Raw genomic sequence first — 21,905 nt, 5'->3', positions numbered from 1 at the left:
TCCGATCCGTATGAGCCGCTATTTTTTCGACGCCAGCTTCAAGTTCCTGCGCGGTCTGGCGCGCCACAACGATCGCGAATGGTTCCAGGCCCACAAGGCCGACTACGACGACAACGTACGCGGCCCGTTCCAGCGCCTGCTCACCGATCTGCAACCGGTGCTGGCCGAGGTCAGCGAGCACTACCGGGCCGAGCCCAAGACCGTCGGCGGTTCGCTGTTCCGGATCCAGCGCGACACCCGCTTCGCCAACGACAAGACGCCCTACAAGACCTGGCAGGGCGCGCGCCTGTTCCACGAGCGCGGGCGCCAGATCGAGGCGCCGTCGTTCTATCTGCACCTGCAGCCGGGCAATTGCTTCATCGCCTCCGGCCTGTGGCATCCGGAATCGGACACGCTGCGGCGCATCCGCCATTTCATCCTCGACAACCCGGGCAGTTGGAAGGCCGCGGCGCACGCGCCCAAGTTCCGGCGCCGTTTCGATCTGGACGAGGACGAGATGCTGACGCGCATGCCGCGCGGCTTTCCCGACGATTTCGAGTTCGCCCAGGACTTGCGGCGCAAGAACTTCGTGGCCTTGCGCGCGATCGACGATGAGGTAATGACCGGTCCGCGCCTGTTGAAGGCGCTGGAAACCGATCTGAACGGCCTGGCGCCCTTCACCGACTATCTGTGCGCGGCGCTGGACCTGGAGTTCTGATCCTCGGGCGGCCTATTTCCCGAATTGCTCAATCCCAACAAGGCTGCCGCGCACAGCGAGCGTTCAAGCAAGCCCGGGCCCTACGGCGCTAAGCTGGGCCCATCTCACGCGCGGTGAACCTGCATGAAGAAGTGGATCGCCCTGATCGTCCTCGTCCTGGCGCTGCTGGCCGGTTACGTCGCCGCCGGGCCCTATCTGACCGTCGACGCGATCCGCAAAGCGGTGCAGGAGCAGGACACCGCCGCGCTGTCCGAGCACGTCGACTTTCCGGCCTTGCGGCTGAGCCTGAAGGCGCAGCTAGAAGACTACCTGGTGCGCCAGGCCGGCGAGGACATGCAGTCCAATCCCATCGGCGCGATCGCGGTGCGCATCGCCGGCGCCGCCGCCGGCGGCGCGGTCGATGCGCTGGCCACGCCGATCGGGATCGGCGCGGTGCTCGAGGGCCGCAATCTGTTCAATCGCCTCGGCGGCGGCGGTCGCGGCCAGGACGTCTACGCACCTAACCTGCCCAACGACCCGCTCAAGGACGCCAAGTACGGCTTCGAATCGCCATCGCGCTTCACCGCCACAGTCAACAATGCCGACGGCGAGCCGGTGGTGTTCGTGCTGACGCGTTCGGGATTGAGCTGGAAGCTCAGCGACATCCGCCTGCCGATCGGCGAGCCGCCCGCGCCGCGCTGAGGCTCGCCTCAGCGGTTGGCGACGCCGTGCGGCACGTGGCCGGCGGCGACGTGGTCGCGCGCCGAGACGATGTTGTGCTCGGAATCGTCGAAGAAGATGTCGGCGCCGAAGGCCTCCAGGAACGGCCCCTTGGCGCGGCCGCCGAGGAACAGAGCTTCGTCCAGGCGGATGCCCCACTCGCGCAGGGTGCGGATCACCCGTTCGTGCGCGGGCACCGAACGCGCGGTGACCAGGGCGGTGCGGATCGGCGCGTCCGGCCCGATCGGGAACGCGGCCTGGAGCCGATGCAGCGCGTCCAGGAAACCGCGGAACGGGCCGCCCGAGAGCGGATCGCCGGCATGGTCGCGCTCGTGCTGGGCGAACGCGGCCAGGCCGCCTTCGCGCGACACCCGCTCGCCCTCGTCGTCGAAGATCACAGCGTCGCCGTCGAAGGCGATGCGCAGCTGGTCGTGGCGCTGCTGCGGCGCTTTCGCCGGCAGCAAGGTGGCCGCGGCGACGCCCGCGATGAGCGCGCTGCGCACGTCCTCGGCGTGGGCCGACAGGAACAGGTCGGCGCCGAACGGCTTGATGTAGGGGAACGGCGGCGCGCCGTTGCTGAACGCGGCGCGCTTGATCGACAGACCATGGTGGGCGATCGAATTGAAGATGCGCAGGCCGCTGTCGGCGGAGTTGCGTGAGATCAGGATCACCTCGACCCGCGGCGCCTCCGCCGGCGCGCCCTCGTTGAGCGCGAGCAGCTTGCGCACCAGCGGGAAGGCGATGCCGGGCGCGAGCAGGTCGTCTTCGTGCTCGCGCTGGAAATCGGCGTAGGCGTCCAGCCCCTCGCGCTCGAACAGCAGGTGGCTCTCCTCCATGTCGAACAGGGTTCGCGAAGAGATCGCTACGATCAGGGGGTCGGCGTCGCGGTCGGGCATGCGGCTATTGTGCCTCGTGCGGCGTCTCGGCGCTTGCGACAGTGGGGATGAACGGCGCCCCGCGGGGATTGCCTTCGGTCGCAAGCTGCGGCCACGAAACCCCGACCAGGACCCGAGTCACGCCCCTGCTCTCTGTGGGAGCGGCGTAAGCCGCGATCGCCTTATCGATGGAGTTGCGCTATCGCGGCTCACGCCGCTCCCACAGAAAGCTATGCCGTTGCCGACCGTGGCGCTAACCGCTGGTGAACTGCTCGATCAGCATGCGCTCTTCGAGGTTGTGCTCGGGATCGAACAGCAGGGTCACGGTGCGATCGCGCGATTCGCGGATCATGACCTCGACGATGTCGCGCACTTCGTGCGAATCGGCGGTCGCGCTGACCGGGCGCTTGTACGGGTCGAGCACCTGGAAGCGCACTTCGGTGTCGGCCTTGAGCAAGGCGCCGCGCCAGCGTCGCGGCCGGAACGCGGCGATCGGGGTCAGCGCGATCACGCTCGAACCCAGCGGCAGAATCGGGCCGTGCGCGGAGAAGTTATAGGCGGTGCTGCCGGCCGGCGTCGCCACCAGCACGCCGTCGCAGATCAGTTCGTCCAGGCGGGTCTGGCCGTTGAGGTCGATGCGCAGGTGCGCGGCCTGGCGGGTCTGACGCAGCAGCGAGACCTCGTTGTAGGCCAGCGAACCGACGGTGGCGCCGGACTCGGTCTGCGCGACCATCTCCAGCGGACGCAGCACCGCCGGTTCGGCCGCCGCCAAGCGTTCGAGCAGGCCGTCGCCGTGCTGGTTCATCAGGAATCCGACCGTGCCCAGCTTCATGCCGTACACCGGCTTGCCCAAGCTGCCGTAGCGATGCAGGGTCTGCAGCATGAACCCGTCGCCGCCGAGCGCGGCCAGGACGTCGGCGTCGGCCGGTTCGTGCTGGCCGTGGCGCGCGATCAACTCGGCGAGCGCGCGTTGCGCTTCGTCGATAGGACTGGCGAGGAAGGCGATGCGAGGCGTCGCGGTCATCGGCGGCTCCGAACGGATGGCGACCGCAGCATAACCCGAGCTACGGGAAATGCCGATGACGGGGCGTTCCGCACGGACGCGGAAGAATGCAACCGCTTTACGGTAGGAGCGGCGTAAGCTGCGACCGGCGTCGTTGCCGAAGCCGCGCGGTCGCGGCTTACGCCGCTCCTACCCCAAGGCTTGCGTATCGTCCCTCTCCCGCCTTCGGGAGAGGGACGCGTGACTCAGCCGCGCGAGGCCAGCTGCGACAGGCGCTGCACCGCGACCGAGACGGTCGGGTAGTCCAGCGATTTCTGCGCGGCGAGCTCGTTGAGCATGGCCAGGGTGAAACGCAGCGAAACGTCGTCGCGTTCCAGCCAATGCTTGACCTTGGCCTCGGCGGTGGCGCCGGGCATGGCCAGCACCTGGCCGACCAGTATGCGCTGCTGCGTGCCCAGCTCCTCGCGCAACACACCGCGGGCGACCGCATGCCAGCGGCCGTCGACGGTGAGCGCGTCGATCTGCTCCTGCAGCCACGGCAGGCGCAACGCCTCGCCGAGACGGAAGTGGACCTTGGCCACATCGACCGGCTTGAGCTTGCGCTCGCGCGCGACTTCGATGACGTCGCAGCTCGGCTCCAGGTACGGCAGGGCCGCGAGCTGGTCGGCCAGCGCCACCGGCACGCCCTTGGCCTTCCAGTCGGCGAAGCTGGCTTCGTAATCCGGACGCTGGCCGTCGCCGAGGATGCCCTTGCCGGCGCGGATGTCCTTGAAACCGTCGTGATAGCGCGCGACCGCGGTGGCGATGTCCGGAATCGCGCCCGGACGCGACAGCAGCCAGCGCGTGAACGAACGCTGCAGGTTCCAGATCACCTGCAGGGCGTCGATCTGGGTCGACTCGGCGATCTTGCCGTCGAGCGCGTCGATCTGCGCCCATAGCTCGCGCGCGTCCAGGGTCTCGCGGGTGATGGTGAAGGCCTTGGCGACCTCGCCCGGGGTGCGGCCGCTGTCTTCCTGCATGCGCAGCAGGAAGGTCGCGCCCATCCGGTTGATGGTCGAGTTGGTCACCGCGGTGGCGATGATCTCGCGCTTCAGGCGATGGTTCTCCATCGCCTTGGCGTATTTCTTCTGCAGCGGCTCGGGGAAGTAGCGCACCAGTTCCTTGGACAGGTACGGATCTTCCGGCACGTCCGAGTCCAGCAGCTGCTGGAACGCCACCAGCTTGGAGTAGGACAGCAGCACCGACAGTTCCGGACGGGTCAGGCCCTGGCCGCGCGCCTTGCGCTCGGCGATCTCCGCGTCGCTCGGCAGGAACTCGATCTGGCGGTCGAGCAGGCCCTGCGATTCCAGGGTGCGGATGAAGTGCTGCTTGGAGCCCAGGCGCGACAGGCTCATCCGCTCCATCAGGCTGATCGCCTGGTTCTGGCGGTAGTTGTCGTTGAGCACCAGTGCGGCGACTTCGTCGGTCATCGAGGCCAGCAGCTTGTTGCGCTCGGGCAGGCTCAGCTTCTTGGCCTGGACCTGGCCGTTGAGCAGGATCTTGATGTTGACCTCGTGGTCCGAGGTGTCCACGCCGGCCGAGTTGTCGATGAAGTCGGTGTTGAGCAGCACGCCGTGCTGCGCGGCCTCGATGCGGCCGAGCTGGGTCAGGCCCAGGTTGCCGCCCTCGCCCACCATCTTGCAGCGCAGCTCGTTGCCGTTGACGCGCAGGCCGTTGTTGGCGCGGTCGCCGACGTCGGCGTTGGACTCCCCGCTGGACTTGACGTAGGTGCCGATGCCGCCGTTCCACAGCAGGTCGACCGGCGCCTTGAGGATCGCGCTCATCAGCTCGGTCGGGCTCATCGCGGCGATGCCGGCGTCGATGCCCAGCGCAGCCTTGATCTCCGGCGACAGCGCGATCGACTTGGCCGAGCGCGGATACACGCCGCCGCCCTTGCCGATCAGCTTCTTGTCGTAGTCGTCCCAGCTCGAACGCGGCAGCTTGAACAGGCGCTCGCGTTCCTTGAAGGTCTTGGCCGCGTCCGGGTTCGGATCGAGGAAAATGTGGCGATGGTCGAAGGCCGCGACCAGGCGGATGTGCTTGCTCAGCAGCATGCCGTTGCCGAACACGTCGCCGGACATGTCGCCGATGCCGACAGCGGTGAAGTCCTGGGTCTGGCTGTCGCGGCCGAGGCTGCGGAAGTGGCGCATGACCGACTCCCAGGCGCCCTTGGCGGTGATGCCCATGCCCTTGTGGTCGTAGCCGACCGAGCCGCCGGAAGCGAAGGCGTCGTCGAGCCAGAAACCGTGCTCGGCGGCGATGCCGTTGGCGATGTCGGAGAACGTGGCCGTGCCCTTGTCGGCGGCGACGACCAGGTAGGGATCGTCGTTGTCGTGGCGGACCACGTCGCGCGGCGCCACGATCTTGCCGTCGACGATGTTGTCGGTGATGTCGAGCAGGCCGTTGATGAACATCTTGTAGCAGGCGATGCCTTCGGCCAGCACCGCGTCGCGGTCGCCGCCGACCGGCGGACGCTTGGCGAAGAAGCCGCCCTTGGAACCGACCGGCACGATCACGGTGTTCTTGACCATCTGCGCCTTGACCAGGCCCAGCACCTCGGTACGGAAGTCCTCGCGGCGATCCGACCAGCGCAGGCCGCCGCGGGCGACCGGGCCGAAGCGCAGGTGCACGCCTTCCACGCGCGGGCCGTAGACGAAGATTTCGCGGTACGGACGCGGCTTGGGCAGGTCCGGCACCAGCGCCGAATCGAACTTGTAGCTGACGTAGCCGCGCTCGCCGCCGTTGGCCGGACGCTGGTAGTAGCTGGTGCGCAGGGTGGCGTCGATCACGCCGATGAAGCTGCGCAGGATGCGGTCCTCGTCGAGGCTGGAAACGCGGTCGAGCAGGCCCTTGAGGGTCGAGCGGGTGATGTCGATCTGCTGCTCGCGCTTGCCGTTGCGGGCCTCGATGACCGGCTGCAACGCTGCCAGCGTGGCCTCGTCGCCGCTGGCCAGCGCCTGCAGCTGCTGGCTCAGGCGCTCGATGCCGGCCTTGATTTCGGCCTTGCTCTCCTTGCCGGTGCAGGGATCGAAGCGGGCCTCGAACAGCTCGACCAGCAGGCGCGCCAGCAACGGGTAGCGGAAGAAGGTTTCCTCGACGTAGCTCTGCGAGAACGGCACGCCGACCTGCAGCAGGTACTTGCAGTAGGCGCGCAGCATCGCGACCTGGCGCCAGGACAGGTTGGCGGCCAGGATCAGGCGGTTGAAGCCGTCGTTCTCGGCGTTGCCGCGCCAGATCTGGCCGAACGCGTCCTCGAAGGTTTCGTCCAGGCGCGACACGTCGACTTCGGCACCGGCGGTTTCGACCTCGAAGTCCTGGATGTACAGCGGCGTGTCGCCGGCGACCAGGCGATAGGGGTGCTCGGAGATCACCCGCAGGCCCATGTTCTCCATCATCGGCAGCGCGTCCGACAGCGGAATGTCGTCGTGCTGGCGGTAGAACTTGAAGCGCAGCCCGCCCTCGCCGCTGCCGATGCGGCGCAGGTTGAGGCGCAGGTCGTCGGGACCGGTCAGCGCGTCCAGGTGCTCGATGTCGTTGGCGGCGACCGCGGCGGAGACTTCGTCGACGTAGCCGCTCGGCAGCGCACGGCCGTACTGGTTGATCAGGGCCAGGCCGCGTTCCTCGCCATGGCGCGCGACCAGGGCTTCGCGCAGCTCGTCGCGACGGTCGCGCACGATCTGGGCCAGCTCGGCCTCGATCGCGGCGTTGTCGATCTGGATCGCTTCGCCCGACTTCGGGCGCACGATCAGGTGCAGCTGGGCCAGCGGCGATTCGCCGATCAGCACCGTGGTGTCGACCTGCTCGCCGTGCAGCATGCGCTTGAGCATGGCCTCGATGCGCAGGCGCACATCGGTGTTGAAGCGATCGCGCGGGATGTAGACCAGGCCGGAGAAGAAACGGCCGTAGCGGTCGCGGCGCAGGAACAGCTTGCTGCGCACGCGCTCCTGCAGGCCGAGGATGCCAGAGGCCGTACGCAGCAGTTCCTCTTCGCCGGACTGGAACAGCTCGTCGCGCGGCAGGGTCTCGACGATGTGACGCAGGGCCTTGCCGCTGTGGCTGTCGGACGACAGGCCGGACTTCTCCATCACATAGGCGTGGCGCTGGCGCACCAGCGGGATCTCCCAGGGGCGGCGGTTGTAGGCGCTGGAGGTGTACAGGCCGATGAAGCGCTCCTCGCGCACCGGCTTGCCGTCGGCGTCGAAGCTGAGCACGCCGATGTAGTCCATGTAGCCCGGACGGTGCACCGAGGAACGGGCGTTGGTCTTGGTCAGGATCAGCGCGTCGACCGAACCCGACTGCGGCATGTAATGCGCGGCCAGCGAGGTCAGCGCACGCGGTTTGCCGGCGTCGTGTCCGCGCAGCAGGCCCAGGCCGCTGTCGGGGACCGCGCACAGCACTTCCTGGCCGCCCTTCTTGGTCACTTCGTATTCGCGGTAACCCAGGAAGGTGAAATGGTTCTCGGCGGCCCAGCGCAGGAACTCCTGCGCCTCGCGGCGGCCTTCGTCGCTGACCGGCAGCTTGCGGCCGCCCAGGGCTTCGGCGACTTCGCCCATCTTGTCGCGCATCTGCGCCCAGTCGCGCACGATCGCGCGCACGTCCTCGAGCACGGCTTCCAGCGCCTTCTGCACGCGCGGCATGGCGTCGGCCGACTGGCGGTCGATCTCCAGATGCATCAGCGACTCGGCCACGCCCTCGCCGACGGCGACGATCTTGCCGGCCTTGTCGCGGCGGAAGGTCACCACCGGGTGGCCCAGCACGTGCACGCCGATGCCCTGCTCGGCCAAGGCCATGGTCACCGAATCGACCAGGAACGGCATGTCGTCGTTGGCGATCTGCAGCACCGTGTGCGCCGATTCCCAGCCGTGGGTCTTGATGGTCGGGTTGAACAGGCGCACCAGCGCCTTGCCGGTCTTGCGCGCGCGCGCGAATTCGAGGAAGTCGCTGGCCAGCGCGGCCCAGCCGTCGGGGCTGTGCTGCGGCAGCTCGTCGCCGCTCATGCGCCGATAGAACGCCTGGGCGAAGGCCTCGGCCTCGGCGTGGCGCGCCTTGGGCAGGCGCTTGCGCATCGCGGCGATGATCGGCTCGAGGGACACGGCGTCGCTCTTGGGCGCCGCGGTCTTGCTGGCGGAGCGCTTGGCGGACACCGGTTTTGCGGCGGCCTGGACGGTCGTTTTCGCGGCTTTGGGTTTGCTGCTCATGGGAACTTGGAGGTCCGATGGAATGAGGCCCACGCTCGCGCATGGGCCGTGAAGAGATTCAGTTCGCGGATGTGACGGCTGAGGTGACGGCTGGATGCAGGGCGACGCGTCCGCGGGCCCGCAGGCCCACGTCGCGTTCGACGGTCTTTGATACCCGGAGACCGCGGCCGCGATCCCCGGGTGAGGCGGTGACTCGATACGAGCCGGTACGCTTCATATCGATGCGTTTCATGCCGTAGCGGTCAGCGCAGACCGGTTTCGTTGCGGGCGATCACCAGACGCTGGATCTCGCTGGTGCCTTCGTAGATCTCGGTGATCTTGGCGTCGCGGAAATAGCGCTCCAGCGGCATTTCCTTGGAGTAGCCCATGCCGCCGTGGATCTGCACGGCCTGGTGGGCGATCCACATCGCCGCCTCGGAGGCGGTGAGCTTGGCGATCGCGGCCTCGTTGCTGAAGCGGCCGCCGCTCTTCTCGGTCTGGCCCTTCTGCCAGGCCGCGCGCAAGGTCAGCAGCAGGGCCGCGTCGAGCTTGCACTTCATGTCGGCGATCTTGGCCTGGGTCATCTGGAACGCGCCGATCGGCTGGCCGAAGGCCTTGCGCTCGCGCACGTAGGCCAAGGTGGCCTCGTAGGCGGCACGGGCGATGCCGATGGCCTGGCTGGCGATGCCGATACGGCCGGCGTCGAGCACGCCCATCGCGATCTTGAAGCCGTGACCTTCCTCGCCGAGCACGTCCTCGGGACGGGCGACGTAGTCCTCGAACTCGATCTCGCAGGTGGCCGAGGCGCGGATGCCGAGCTTGGGCTCGGTCTTGCCGCGGTGGAAGCCCGGACGCGAGGTGTCGACCATGAACGCGGTGATGCCGCGGGCGCCCTTGTCCGGGTCGGTCATGGCGAACAGGACGATGTACTTGGCGACCGGGCCGGAGGTGATCCAGCTCTTCTTGCCGTTGATCACGAACGAGCCGTCGGCCTGCTTGACCGCCTTGCAGCGCATCGCGGTGGCATCGGAGCCCGACTGCGGCTCGGTCAGGGCGAAGGCGCCGATCTCGCGGCCCTCGGCAATGGCGCGCACGTAGAGCTGCTTCTGCTCTTCGGTACCGAACTTGAGAATGCCGTTGCAGAACAGCGAATTGTTCACCGACACGATGGTCGAGTGGGCGGCGTCGCCGGCGGCGATCTCGACCATGGCCAGCACGTAGCTAATCGGGTCCATGCCCGCGCCGCCGTACTCGGCCGGCACTTCGATGCCCATCAGGCCGTTCTCGCCCAGGGTGCGGATGTTCTCAAGCGGGAATTCGCCGGTCCGGTCGTGGTGCTCGGCGCTGGGAGCAATCTTTTCCTGGGCGATACGACGCGCCACGTCCTGGATCATCAACTGCTCTTCGGTAAAGCCAAAATCCACGTCGGCACCTCTGTTGGTTCTGGTTCTGGGCACGGCGGTGAAACCGGCCCCGGGACAGGGACCCGAACGCGGGAAACCCGGGTGCGGATCGAGCCGCGGCCATCGTTCCGCGGCCGCTGCGCGAATTGTAGCCGCGCCCGCCGAATAACCCCACCTCCCGCCCCAACGCCAGCTGCATCGCAGGCGGCGCGAGACTTGACCCTTTCGGGCGCGCGGAGGACACTTATCGCTGTATCGCGATAGGTTGATAGAAGCCGAAGCGGAGATTCGCGACCCGCCAGGGCGACGGCGCCCTCTGGTCTCCGGGTTTCGGCCTCCGAATCCGCATCTGCGAATCGCGCGCTCCAATCACGCACTCAATCATGTATCCCAAGGCTTAAACATGGATCTGGAAGGCTGGTCGTCACGACTCAAGGTGTTCGCCGACGCCACCCGCGTGCGTCTGCTGGCCCTGCTCGAAGGCGAGGAGCTCACCGTGGCCGAGCTGTCGGCGATCACCCGCCTGGCCCAGCCGCGCGTGTCGACACACTTGTCCAAGCTCAAGGAGGCCGGCCTGGTGCGCGACCGCCGCGCCGGCGTGTCGGCCTATTACCGCTTCGACGAAGCCGCGCTGGACCAGGCCCAACGCGCCCTGTGGCAGACCCTGAGCACCGGCAGCGACGATCCCTTGCTGCGCCAGGACGCCGAGCGCGTGGCCGCGGTGCTGTCGATGCGCGCCGCCGACCAGAACTGGGCCGACTCGGTCGCCGGCGACATGGAACGCCACTACTCCCCGGGTCGCACCTGGGAAGCGCTGGCGCGTTCGGCGGTACCGCTGCTGCAGCCCGGCGACGTGCTCGACATCGCCTCCGGCGACGGCGTGCTGGCCGAACTGCTGGCGCCGCATTCCAACCGCTATCTGTGCCTGGACGCCAGCACCAAGGTCGTGGCCGCCGCCTCCGACCGCCTGCGCCGGCTCAGCAACGTCGAAGTGCGCGAAGGCGACATGCACGCGCTGCCGTTCCCCGACCGCAGCTTCGACCTGGTGGTGCTGATGCACGCCCTGACCTACGCCGAGCACCCCGCGCAGGCGGTGGCCGAGGCCGCGCGCGTACTGCGCCCGGGCGGCCGCCTGCTGCTGACCAGCCTGGCCCGGCACGAGCACCGCGGCGTGGTCGCGGCCTACGGCCACGTCAACCTGGGCTTCTCCGAGAAAGATCTGCAGAAGTTCTCGACCAAGGCCGGTTTCGACATCGTCAGCTGCGAGACCGTGACCCGCGAACGCCGGCCGCCGCATTTCGAAGTCATCGCCCTGATCGCACGCAAACCCGCCGACCCCGACGCCCCCGCGCGCAAGCCGTCCAAGAAGGCCTGAACAATGAAGACCCTCCCCTGGCACAACCCCGCCCGCGCGCAAGCGCTGCAGCAAGCGCTGGCCGCCCGCATCCTGGTCATGGACGGCGCGATGGGCACCATGATCCAGCGCCACGAACTCGACGAAGCCGCCTACCGCGGCGAGCGCTTCGCCGAAGGCTACGACGGCCTGCGCGCGGCCATCGAAGCGGGCCACGAACACGGCGAAGGCTGCGGCTGCGCGCGCGACCAGCGCGGCAACAACGACCTGCTCAGCCTGACCCGGCCCGAGATCATCTCCGGCATCCACAGCGAGTACCTGGCCGCCGGCGCCGACCTGATCGAGACCAACACCTTCAACTCGACCACGATCTCGCTGGCCGACTACGGCCTGGAGCACCTGGCCTACGAACTCAACGCGACCGGCGCACGCCTGGCGCGCGAGGCCTGCGATGCCGCCGAAGCGCTGGACCCGAGCCGCCCGCGCTTCGTGATCGGCGTGCTCGGCCCGACCAGCCGCACCGCCTCGCTGAGCCCCGACGTGAATCGCCCCGGCTACCGCGCGGTGACCTTCGACGAGTTGCGCATCGCCTACCGCGAAGCCACCGACGGCCTGATCGACGGCGGCGCCGACGTGATCATGGTCGAGACCATCTTCGACACCCTCAACGCCAAGGCCGCGGTATTCGCGGTCGAGGAAGCCTTCGATGCGCGCGGCGTGCGGCTGCCGCTGATGATCTCCGGCACCATCACCGACGCCTCCGGCCGCACCCTGTCCGGCCAGACCGCGGAAGCCTTCTGGTACTCGCTGCGCCACGTCCAACCGCTGGCCATCGGCCTGAACTGCGCGCTAGGCGCCAAGGACCTGCGCGTGCACGTGGACGTGCTGGCCCAGGTCGCCGACGCCTACGTCAGCGCCCATCCCAACGCCGGCCTGCCCAACGCCTTCGGCGGCTACGACGAAACCCCGGAAGACATGGCCGCGGTGCTGTCCGAGTTCGTCGAGGCCGGGCTGCTGAACCTGGTCGGCGGCTGCTGCGGCACCACCCCGGCGCATATCGCCGCGATCGCCGCGGTGGTCGAGGGCGTGGAACCGCGCCGCCTGCCGCAGGTGGTCAGCGCCGCGGCGTGAATCAGCAACGAGTCATGAGAAAACAGGAACGAGCACAAGCACTACAACTCGTTGCTCGTTCCTGTTCATTAGTTCCCTGTCTCAAGAGCACTTTCAGACCCGACCCCGAATGACATCCGCACTCCCCCGCCAAACCCGCCTCAGCGGCCTCGAACCGCTGCAGATCACGCCCGAAAGCAACTTCATCAACGTCGGCGAACGCACCAACGTCACCGGCAGCGCCCAGTTCAAGAAACTGATCATGGAAGGCCGCCTGGACGAAGCCGTGGTGGTCGCGCGCCAGCAGGTCGAGAACGGTGCCCAGGTCATCGACGTCAATATGGACGAGGGCCTGCTCGACTCCGAAAAGGCGATGGTCGACTACCTCAACCTGATCGCCGCCGAGCCCGACATCGCGCGCGTGCCGGTGATGGTCGACAGCTCCAAGTGGAGCGTGATCGAGGCCGGCCTGAAGTGCCTGCAGGGCAAGGGCATCGTCAATTCGATCTCGATGAAGGAAGGCGAGGAGGAATTCCTGCGCCAGGCACGGCTGGTGCGCCGCTACGGCGCGGCCGTGGTGGTCATGGCCTTCGACGAGGTCGGCCAGGCCGACACCATCGAGCGCAAGGTCGACATCTGCTCGCGCGCCTACCAGCTGCTGACCGAACAGATCGGGTTCCCGCCCGAGGACATCATCTTCGACCCCAACGTGTTCGCGATCGCCACCGGCATCGAGGAACACAACAACTACGCGGTCGATTTCATCGAGGCCACCCGCGAGCTCAAGCGCCGCTTCCCGTACAGCCACATCTCCGGCGGCGTCTCCAACGTCTCGTTCTCGTTCCGCGGCAACGAAATCGTGCGTCAGGCGATCCACGTGGTGTTCCTGTACCACGCGATCCGGGCCGGCATGGACATGGGCATCGTCAACGCCGGCGCGCTGCCGCTGTACGACGATCTCGACAGCGATCTGCGCGAGCGGGTCGAGGACGTGGTCCTGAACCGTCGCCCCGACGGCACCGAGCGCCTGCTCGAGATCGCCGACCGCTACAAGGGCAAGAAGGGCGAGAAGCGGGTCGAGGACCTGGCCTGGCGCGAACGCCCGGTGCGCGACCGCCTCAGCCATTCGCTGGTGCACGGCATCGACCAGTGGATCGAAGAAGATACCGAAGCCGCGCGCGCCGAATCCGCACGCCCGCTGGACGTGATCGAAGGCCCGCTGATGTCCGGTATGAACGTGGTCGGCGACCTGTTCGGCGCCGGCAAGATGTTCCTGCCGCAGGTGGTGAAATCGGCGCGGGTAATGAAGAAGGCGGTGGCCTACCTGCTGCCCTACATCGAGGCCGAAAAGCTGCGCACCGGCGATGTCGGCAAGTCCAACGGCAAGATCGTCATGGCCACGGTCAAGGGCGACGTCCACGACATCGGCAAGAACATCGTCGGCGTGGTCCTGGCCTGCAACAACTTCGACGTGGTCGACCTGGGCGTGATGGTGCCCGCGCAGACCATCCTGGACCGCGCCAAGGCCGAGAACGCCGATCTGATCGGCCTGTCCGGCCTGATCACGCCCTCGCTGGAGGAAATGAGCCACGTCGCCCGCGAGATGCAGCGCCAGGGCTTCACCATGCCGCTGCTGATCGGCGGCGCGACCACCTCGCGCGCACACACCGCGCTCAAGATCGACCCGCACTACAAGTCGCCGACGATCTGGGTCAAGGACGCCTCGCGTGCGGTCGGCGTGGCCCAGTCGCTGATCTCGATCGAGTTGCGCGAGCCTTTCGTCGCCGCCAACGCCTCCGACTACGCGGAAATCCGCGAGCGTCACCGCAACCGCGGCGACGGCAAGCGCCTGGTGTCGCTGGAGAAGGCGCGCGGCCAGCGCTACGACGGCGGCTGGAACGACTACGTGCCGCCGGCGCCGAAGCAGCCCGGCCTGCACGTGTTCGACGACTACCCGCTGGCCGAGCTGGTCGACTACATCGACTGGACGCCGTTCTTCAACACCTGGGAACTGGCCGGCCGCTATCCGGCGATCCTCACCGACGAGATCGTCGGCACCCAGGCCAGCGAGCTCTACCGCGACGCCCGCGCGATGCTCAAGCGCATCGTCGAGGAGAAGTGGATCAGCGCCAAGGCCGTGTTCGGCCTGTGGCCGGCCAACAGCGTCGGCGACGACGTGATCCTGGGCGACGAGGCCGGCACCACCCTGCACTTCCTGCGCCAGCAGGTCGACAAGCCCGCCGACCGACCGGACTTCTGCCTGGCCGATTTCATCGCGCCCCAGGACTGCGGACGCCAGGACTGGATCGGCGCTTTCGCGGTGACCGCGGGCCTGGGCATCGAGCCGCACGTGGCGCGCTTCGAGGCCGATCACGACGATTACAACGCGATCATGCTCAAGGCCCTGGCCGACCGTTTTGCCGAAGCCCTGGCCGAGCGCCTGCATCAGCGCGTGCGTAAGGAATTCTGGGGCTACGCCGACGACGAGGCCTTGGCCAACGACGATCTGATCGACGAAAGCTACCGCGGCATCCGCCCGGCCCCGGGCTACCCGGCCTGCCCCGAGCACAGCGAGAAGGCCACCCTGTTCCGCCTGCTCGACGCCGAGAACAAGGCCGGCCTGCAGCTGACCGAGAGTTACGCCATGTACCCGGCCGCGGCGGTCTCGGGCTACTACTTCAGCCATCCGGGCAGCCAGTACTTCGTGGTCGGACGGGTCAACAAGGAGCAGGTCGAGGATTACGCCAAGCGCAAGGGCGTGAGCCTGGCCCAGGCCGAGCGCTGGCTGGCGTCGAATCTGGATTACGATCCGGAATGAAACCACGCGGGGCGGTCGCCGCCGCCCCGCCCGCCTCCACTCCGCTGCGAGCACGACCGATGAGCGAACTCCTGTCGCCCGACCACGAGGCCAACGACGACGCCCTCGGCAATGCCGCCTTCATCGAGAAGTACGCCGGCCCCGGCCGGATCGGCCTGTGCGGCGGCCGCGACTTCATCAACAAACTGATCCGCAAGGCCCAGGCGCCGCTGACCCACGACGGCCACCGCAGCCTGTGGTCGCACGCTTTCGTTTTCAGCGAACGCCGTGTCGATGGGCAGTGGTGGGTGATCGAATCCGACCTGGACCTGCGCTACCGCCAGATCCGCCTGGGCGTGCAGGAGAACCGGGTCGAACGCTATTACGACGCCGAGGCCTTCCCGAACATCGCGATCCTGGATTTCGGCCTGGACCAGGAGCAGATCCGCAAGGTCCAGATCGCCGGTCTGGACTTGCTGTCGGGCCTATCGAGCTATTCGATCAGCGAACTGGTCGGCACCCTGATGGCCATGCACAGCCGCCGCCTGCGCCGGCGCAGCAACCTGCTGGCCAAGGAAGGCGCGCTGTACTGCTCGGCCCTGGTCCAGCACTGTTACGCCGCGGCGGGGATCGAATTCCTAGCCGGCGTGCCCGGCAAGAACATCGCCCCGCACGACATCGACGAGTCGCCGCTGCCGCACAGCACCCATCGCATACTGCGCGATCTGGGCGTGTCGACGATCCGCGAACTGACCCACGAAGCGCGCATGCACTTCGGCTGAGGCTTCGACGGCAGCCATCGTGATTCCGGCGAAGGCGGGGATCCAGAGCCTCGCCAGGCACGACTTCGCAGTCGCTGGATCCCCGCCTTCGCCGCAAGCACGGCGATGTGGGTACATCACAATCGATCGCCGCATCGCGGCCTAGCCTCATCCTAAGCAGACCGCTTCGCATAGCCAGCGAATTGCGCCAGAACGGGCGCGGGCTGCGCCGACTCGTGCATGCGTTCGCTCGCCATGCGCGCGTGCGTCGCGAGACCTGCGTGCACGACGATGCGACGCGCATCCCAGAACGCGATGCATGGGTAGCGGCGGCGACTCCAACCTCGGCTATCGCAACACCGTACGCAATGGTATGGTTGGCCCACCCTGTCCAGGCGCACGCCTCGCGCGTCCGCCCCACCCTGCGATTCCCATGCACGATCTGCTGCTGTTCTCGCACGCCAACGGATTCCCGGCGCCGGTCTACGGCGTGATGCTGGATGCCTTGGCGCCGGGCTTCCGGATCGCGCGGCCGGCGCGGATCGGCCACGACCCGCGCTATCCGGTCACGCCGGACTGGCCGCACCTGGTCGACGAATTGGTCGCGCGTGCGCATGCCGTCGCCGGCGACGCGCGCCGGATCTGGCTGGTCGGGCATTCGCTGGGCGGTTATCTGAGCCTGCTGGCCGCGCATCGCCTCGCCGACAGCGCGTTGGCCGCACGCGTGGCCGGCGTGGTGATGTTGGACTCGCCGCTGATCTCGGGCTGGCGCGCGCGCCTGGTGTCGATCGGCCGCCGCACCGGCCTGGACAACCTGCTGATGCCGATGCGCGCGACCCTGCAACGCCGCAAGCACTGGCCCGATCTCGACGCGGTGCGCGCCCACTTCCTGGCCAAGCCCGCGTTCGCGCGCTGGGACCCGCGCGTGCTCGAGGACTACATCGAGCACGGCACCCTGGCCGTGGACGGCGGCGCGCGCGAACTCGCGTTCGTGCGCGAGACCGAATTCGCGATCTACCGCAGCCTGCCGACGACCACGGTCAGCGATCTGGCGCCGCGACTGCGCGTGCCGGTGTCCTTCCTCGCAGGCACCCGCTCGCGCGAACTGCGCCATGCCGGAACCGCGGCGACACGCCGCCTGGTCGACGGACGCTGGGCCTGGATCGAGGGCAGCCACCTGTTCCCGATGGAGCGTCCGCTGGACACCGCCGACGCTATCGCGGCGATGATCGCGCGCATGCGCCCGGCTCCGACCGACCCGGCCGCAACGGCGGCCACGCAGGCTGCCTGAAGCAAACCGCCTGAAGCAAACCGCATGAAACCAGCCGGCACCGGCGGCGCGCGAGGCCCGCTGCGCTGATTCAGTGTGTGCCGGTCGCCGCGGCGGGCGCGTTTGCCGCCAAACCCTGCAAATGCGTGGCGAAGCTCGGCAGCAGCATGCGGTTGCCATGACCGCTGAGATGATCGCCGTCGAAATACAGCGGCCGGCCGTCGCGGACCGCGGCGCAGGTCGCGCCCGGGCACAGCACCGGGAACGGATCCCAGACGCTGGCGTTGCGCAGTTGCCCCGCCACGCGCTGCAAGGCCGCCACGCTCGGGGCGCGGTAACGCTGCAGGAAATCGCGTTCGATCGTAAGGCCGCGTGCGCACACCGGGTTGTCGCGGTTGAACCAGTCCGAGCAACGGTACGGCGGCGCGCGGAACAAGGGTTTGGGCGCCTCGAACACGATCCGCACGCCGCGCTGCGCGAGCGGGCGCAGGCGTTCGATCGCGGCGGCCTCGCCCTGGCTGCGCGCCGCGTCGGTGCTGGCGCTGAACATCGCGGTCAGCGCGGCCTGCTCGTCGAACAGCATCCACTGCTCGGACAGGCGCGGCAGGCGCAGCGCCGGCAGGAACAGCACGTCGCCGTCGCGGGCCTTGCGGCCCACATCGGCCAGGACCGCGTCGACATAGGCGCGGCATTGCGGGTTGTCGAATTCGCGACGGTCCAGCAAGCCGGCCACGCCGCAGCCGCCGGCGAAGTACAGCGTCGCCGTGCGTCCGCTGGCCAGGGTCGAGCGCTGCAGCATTTCCGAGTAGCCGCTGGCATGCGAGTCGCCGGCGACGAACAGGCGGCGCCCATCGTCGGCCGCGCGCTCGCAGCCGCTGCGCTCGTAAACCCAGGCCGCGCCGCCTTCGATCTGTTCGGTACGCGGCACGACCTTGCAATCCGGATAAGCGGGATCGGTTTCCGATCCGTACGGATACCAGTCCTTGGCGTTGTGGGCGACCACGCTCAGCGAATAGTCGTCCTGGTGGCGCGCGATGTGGCGGTAGATCGAGCTGGACGCGAACACCACCAGTACCGCCGCGGTCACGAAGCCCCAGTTGCGCATGCGCACCAGCGGGCCGGCATGACGCAGCGGCTTCTCGACCAGGCGGTAGGACGCGACCGCGAGCAGCAGGGCCAAGGCGAAGGCGAGCGCGCGCGTGCCCGGCGATTCCAGGCCCACGGTCCAGCGGAACAGCACGAACACCGGCCAATGCCACAAGTACAACGAATACGAGATGCGACCGATGCCGACCGCGGGCGCCGTCGACAGCAAGCGGCCCAGCCAGCCGCCCGCACCGCCGGCGTACAACAGGCCGAGCAGGCCCACGGTGCCCAGCACCGGCCACAGGCCATCGGTCCAGGGCGAATGCGCGGGTCGGGCGTAGGCGAAGCCGGCTGCGATCAACAATACCGACAGGCCCAGGCCGGCCGAGCGCAGCCACGGCCACGCGCCTGCGCCGCCCCCGCCTGCGCGCGCCGGCACGCCCGCGAGCGTGAGGCCTTGGTACAGCAGCACGCCGGCGCCCAGCTGCCAGAAGCGGCTGGTGCTCAGATAAAAGGCTTCGACCGTGCGGTCGCCGGCCTGGGTCAGCAGGCGCGCATACCACAGCGAGGCCAGCACGCCGGCCGCGAACAGCGCCACCGACATCCAACGCTTGCGCGCGCCGTAGCTCCAGGCCAGGAACAGCAGCGGGAACACCAGGTAGAACTGCTCCTCCACGCCCAGCGACCAGGTGTGGGTGTAGGGGTTGAATTCGACCTTGGGCGAGAAGTAGTCGTTGCCGGTGGCGGCCAGGACGAAGTTGCTGAGCCCGAAGAAGGCCATGCGCCCGGTGTTGCGGCTGGTCTCGCTGAGCCAGGCCTCGGGGATGAACAGGACGCTGGCGACGCAGGTCGCGAGCAGGCAGGCGATCAGCGCCGGTGCGATCCGGCGCAGGCGGCGCGCGTAGAAGCGCAGCAGCGACTCGAAGAAGCCGGCGCGCGGGAAGCGCGCAACCGAGGCGCTGACCACGAAACCGGAAATGACGAAGAAGATGTCGACGCCGGTGAAACCGCCCGGCAGCCAGACCGCGTTGAGGTGGTAGGCCACCACCGCCAGCACGGCGACGGCGCGCAGGCCGTCGATATAGGGCAGATAACCTGGCTGTGATTCTTCGACGCGCATCGGATTCCATTCGCGGCCGCGCCGCGTGCGCCGTCACGCGGCGTGGGTGGGCGCAGGGCGCCGCGACCTTACCAGACCAGGTCGTCGGGCACCTGGTATTGCGGATCGGCGTAGGGATCGTCCTGCGCCGGCGCGTTCGGATCGATCTTGAGCGCGACCGCGGGCGGGAACAGCGCCTCGGCCTGGGCCAGCATCTGCGCGCTCACCAGCAGATAGCGGCCGTCCATCTGCAGCACGCCCAGCTCGCCGGCGTTGAGCGCCTTGAGCTGATCGGACGTCACATAGATGCGCTTGATCTTGCCGCCGTAGGGAAAGTGGCGGGCGATGTCGGCGTCGGCGACGTTGAGGGTCTGATCCTTGACCAGCTCGGCGAGCTTGGCGCGCGCTTCGCGGCGCAGGCGCGCTTCCTCCTGCTTGGCCTGCTCGGCGGCGATGCGCTCGTCCTTCTCGCGTTGGGCGCGGATGGCGTAGGCCTTGGCCAGGTCGATGTCCTCGCGCGAACGCGGCCTGCCCTGCCCCGGTTGGCCGGGCTGCGCGGGCTGCGCGGACTTGTGAGCGGCGGGTTTGGCGCCGGCGCCGCGGCGCGGATCGTTGCGGTGCTGGGCCGGCTTGCCGCCGGGACCGCGCGCATCGGCACGCGCGCCCTGCGCGGGCTTGCCGTCGCGACGGCCGGGACCGCCGCGCTTGGGATCGTTGCCGCGCTCGGGCCGCTCGGGCTTGGGCGCGGGCTTGAAGCCCAGGCCTAACAGTTGGTCGCGCAGTGTGTCGCTCATCGGCTTGGATCTTCGGCTTGATTCGAACGTGGGGGGACTATGTCTCTAACGAGGCCGGGCGGCCGCAGTGAACGCGCCGCGGCGCGCTCAGTAATGCGGCGGCGGCGGTTCGTTGGCGGCGTCGCTGCTCATCGGGCCGCCGCTGGACATCGACATGCGCAACTGGCGCAACTCTTCCAGCGCCCGGTGCAGCAGCAGCGTGGTGCGCGCTTCCTCGTCGCGTGCGGCGGCGAGCGCGTCGCTGAGCTCGACCAGGGCATGCTCCTGGAACGCGAGCCGGGTTTCCAGATCGACCAGGCGCTGTTCGACTTCGGTACTCATCGCGCCCGCGCTCACGGCGTGTCCAGCAGGATCGAGCGGCCGCGGCCGATGCCGTAATAGGCCAGGCCCGCCGACTCGACTTCATCGGGGTGATAGAGATTGCGGCCGTCGAAGATCACCGCATCGGCCAGCGCGTTGCGCACGCGGGCGAAATCCGGGCTGCGGAACTGCTTCCACTCGGTGACCACGACCAGGGCGTCGGCGTCGGCCAGGGCGGCGCGCGAGGAATCGCACAGCACCAGGTCGTCGCGCTCGCCGAAGATGCGCTGGGCTTCTTCGGTCGCCTCCGGATCGTAGGCGCGGACCTTGGCGCCGGCTTCCCACAACTGCGCCAACAGGCGGCGGCTGGAGGCCTCGCGCATGTCGTCGGTATTGGGCTTGAACGCCAGGCCCCAGACCGCGAAGGTCTTGCCGGCGATGTCGCCGCCGTAGTGGCGCTGGATCAGCTCGAACAGATGGCCTTTCTGGCTGTCGTTGACCGCCTCGACCGCATCGAGCAGGCGCGGCGCGTAGCCGTGCTGTTCGGCGGTGCGGGCCAGCGCCTGCACGTCCTTGGGAAAGCACGAGCCGCCGTAGCCGGCGCCGGGATAGATGAAGTGCCAGCCGATGCGCGGGTCCGAGCCGATGCCCTGGCGGACCATTTCGATGTCGGCGCCGACCTTCTCGGCGATGTTGGCGATCTCGTTCATGAAGCTGATCTTGGTCGCCAGCATCGCGTTGGCGGCGTACTTGGTCAGCTCGGCCGAGCGCAGGTCCATGACCATGATGCGCTCGTGGTTGCGGTTGAACGGCGCGTACAGGCGCTTGAGCTTTTCGACCGCGGCCGGGTTGTTGGCGCCGATCACGATGCGGTCCGGACGCATGCAGTCGTTGACCGCATCGCCTTCCTTGAGGAATTCGGGGTTGGAGGCCATGTCGAAGGCGACATCGGCCCCGCGCTGCGCGAGTTCGCGCGCGATCGCGGCCTGGACCTTGTCGGCGGTGCCGACCGGCACGGTCGACTTGTTGACCACGATCACCGGGCGTTCGATGTGCTGGCCGATGGTGCGCGCGACGGCGAGCACGTACTGAAGATCGGCGCTGCCGTCCTCGTCCTGCGGCGTACCGACGGCGATGAAGATCAGATCGCCGTGGCCGATCGCGGCGGCGGCATCGGTGGTGAAGTGGAGGCGGCCGGCGGCGTGGTTGGCCTTGACCATCGGCTCCAGGCCCGGCTCGTAGATCGGGATCAGGCCGCGGCCCAGGCCCTCGACCTTGGCCGCGTCGATGTCGACGCAGACCACGTCGTGGCCGACATCGGCCAGGCAGGTACCGGTGACCAAGCCCACGTAACCGGTACCGAAAATCGTGACGCGCATGGGGGGCCCTCTGGTTCTTGCAACAATGTTGCGTTCGTGTCCGGCGAACTCCGCCGCCGGAC

General features: G+C 68.3%; 14 protein-coding genes and 1 pseudogene. 7 read left to right on the top strand and 8 right to left on the bottom strand.

The features are described 5' to 3' along the window. Window positions 1-10: 10 nt before the first annotated feature. Together ASE10_RS13315 and ASE10_RS13310 are read left to right on the top strand one after the other, a co-directional pair. Window positions 11-697 carry a DUF2461 domain-containing protein gene (locus ASE10_RS13315; protein ID WP_055906613.1) on the top strand — a complete coding sequence of 229 codons (687 nt, stop codon included), beginning with the start codon at window positions 11-13 and terminating at the stop codon, window positions 695-697. Between the two features lie 123 nt (window positions 698-820). Continuing rightward, on the top strand, window positions 821-1,378 hold the full coding sequence (locus ASE10_RS13310; RefSeq protein ID WP_055906609.1) for a DUF2939 domain-containing protein: 558 nt from the start codon (window positions 821-823) through the stop codon (window positions 1,376-1,378). Window positions 1,379-1,386: 8 nt separating this feature from the next. Here ASE10_RS13310 and ASE10_RS13305 read toward each other — a convergent pair whose 3' ends face one another. The 4 genes from ASE10_RS13305 to ASE10_RS13290 form a co-directional block, all read right to left on the bottom strand. After that, window positions 1,387-2,292, bottom strand: coding sequence for a 5'-nucleotidase (locus ASE10_RS13305; RefSeq protein WP_055906606.1), 906 nt, complete (start codon window positions 2,290-2,292; stop codon window positions 1,387-1,389). A gap of 232 nt (window positions 2,293-2,524) precedes the next feature. Further along, complete coding sequence (locus ASE10_RS13300; protein ID WP_055906603.1) at window positions 2,525-3,295, bottom strand: NAD kinase; 771 nt, start codon at window positions 3,293-3,295, stop codon at window positions 2,525-2,527. 224 nt (window positions 3,296-3,519) lie between these two features. Then, entirely contained in the window at window positions 3,520-8,511 is a 4,992-nt protein-coding gene (locus ASE10_RS13295) for an NAD-glutamate dehydrogenase domain-containing protein (protein ID WP_055906600.1), read from the bottom strand. A gap of 242 nt (window positions 8,512-8,753) precedes the next feature. Beyond that, the gene (locus tag ASE10_RS13290) at window positions 8,754-9,947 is read right to left on the bottom strand and encodes an acyl-CoA dehydrogenase family protein (protein ID WP_327037120.1); all 1,194 of its coding nucleotides are present in this window, start codon (window positions 9,945-9,947) and stop codon (window positions 8,754-8,756) included. 349 nt (window positions 9,948-10,296) lie between these two features. On the opposite strand from ASE10_RS13290, the pseudogene ASE10_RS13285 reads away from it, so the two are divergent. The 5 genes and pseudogenes from ASE10_RS13285 to ASE10_RS13265 all read left to right on the top strand — a co-directional run. Continuing rightward, window positions 10,297-11,223: pseudogene (locus tag ASE10_RS13285) on the top strand (metalloregulator ArsR/SmtB family transcription factor); the annotation flags it as partial. 48 nt (window positions 11,224-11,271) lie between these two features. After that, window positions 11,272-12,378: a homocysteine S-methyltransferase family protein gene (locus tag ASE10_RS13280; protein WP_055906586.1), complete on the top strand. Its 1,107-nt coding sequence runs from the start codon at window positions 11,272-11,274 to the stop codon at window positions 12,376-12,378. A gap of 67 nt (window positions 12,379-12,445) precedes the next feature. Beyond that, window positions 12,446-15,175: a methionine synthase gene (gene metH / locus ASE10_RS13275; protein WP_255355491.1), complete on the top strand. Its 2,730-nt coding sequence runs from the start codon at window positions 12,446-12,448 to the stop codon at window positions 15,173-15,175. A 59-nt stretch (window positions 15,176-15,234) separates the two neighbouring features. Beyond that, complete coding sequence (locus tag ASE10_RS13270) at window positions 15,235-15,936, top strand: hypothetical protein (protein ID WP_055906580.1); 702 nt, start codon at window positions 15,235-15,237, stop codon at window positions 15,934-15,936. A 412-nt stretch (window positions 15,937-16,348) separates the two neighbouring features. Further along, window positions 16,349-17,206 (top strand): alpha/beta hydrolase, encoded by an 858-nt coding sequence (locus ASE10_RS13265; RefSeq protein WP_055906577.1) that lies wholly within the window; start codon window positions 16,349-16,351, stop codon window positions 17,204-17,206. Window positions 17,207-17,276: 70 nt separating this feature from the next. Here ASE10_RS13265 and ASE10_RS13260 read toward each other — a convergent pair whose 3' ends face one another. The 4 genes from ASE10_RS13260 to ASE10_RS13245 all read right to left on the bottom strand — a co-directional run bounded on the left by ASE10_RS13260 (window position 17,277) and on the right by ASE10_RS13245 (window position 21,843). Then, entirely contained in the window at window positions 17,277-19,391 is a 2,115-nt protein-coding gene (locus ASE10_RS13260; RefSeq protein ID WP_055906574.1) for an acyltransferase family protein, read from the bottom strand. 68 nt (window positions 19,392-19,459) lie between these two features. Continuing rightward, the gene (locus ASE10_RS13255) at window positions 19,460-20,164 is read right to left on the bottom strand and encodes a DUF2058 family protein (RefSeq protein WP_055906571.1); all 705 of its coding nucleotides are present in this window, start codon (window positions 20,162-20,164) and stop codon (window positions 19,460-19,462) included. Window positions 20,165-20,251: 87 nt separating this feature from the next. Further along, window positions 20,252-20,485, bottom strand: coding sequence for a SlyX family protein (locus ASE10_RS13250; protein WP_055906568.1), 234 nt, complete (start codon window positions 20,483-20,485; stop codon window positions 20,252-20,254). Between the two features lie 11 nt (window positions 20,486-20,496). Then, entirely contained in the window at window positions 20,497-21,843 is a 1,347-nt protein-coding gene (locus tag ASE10_RS13245; protein ID WP_055906565.1) for a UDP-glucose/GDP-mannose dehydrogenase family protein, read from the bottom strand. Between the last annotated feature and the right edge of the window lie 62 nt (window positions 21,844-21,905).

The organism is Lysobacter sp. Root76, assembly GCF_001428685.1.
Lineage (GTDB): Bacteria > Pseudomonadota > Gammaproteobacteria > Xanthomonadales > Xanthomonadaceae > Lysobacter.
This window is presented reverse-complemented; position numbering and strand designations above follow the sequence as displayed.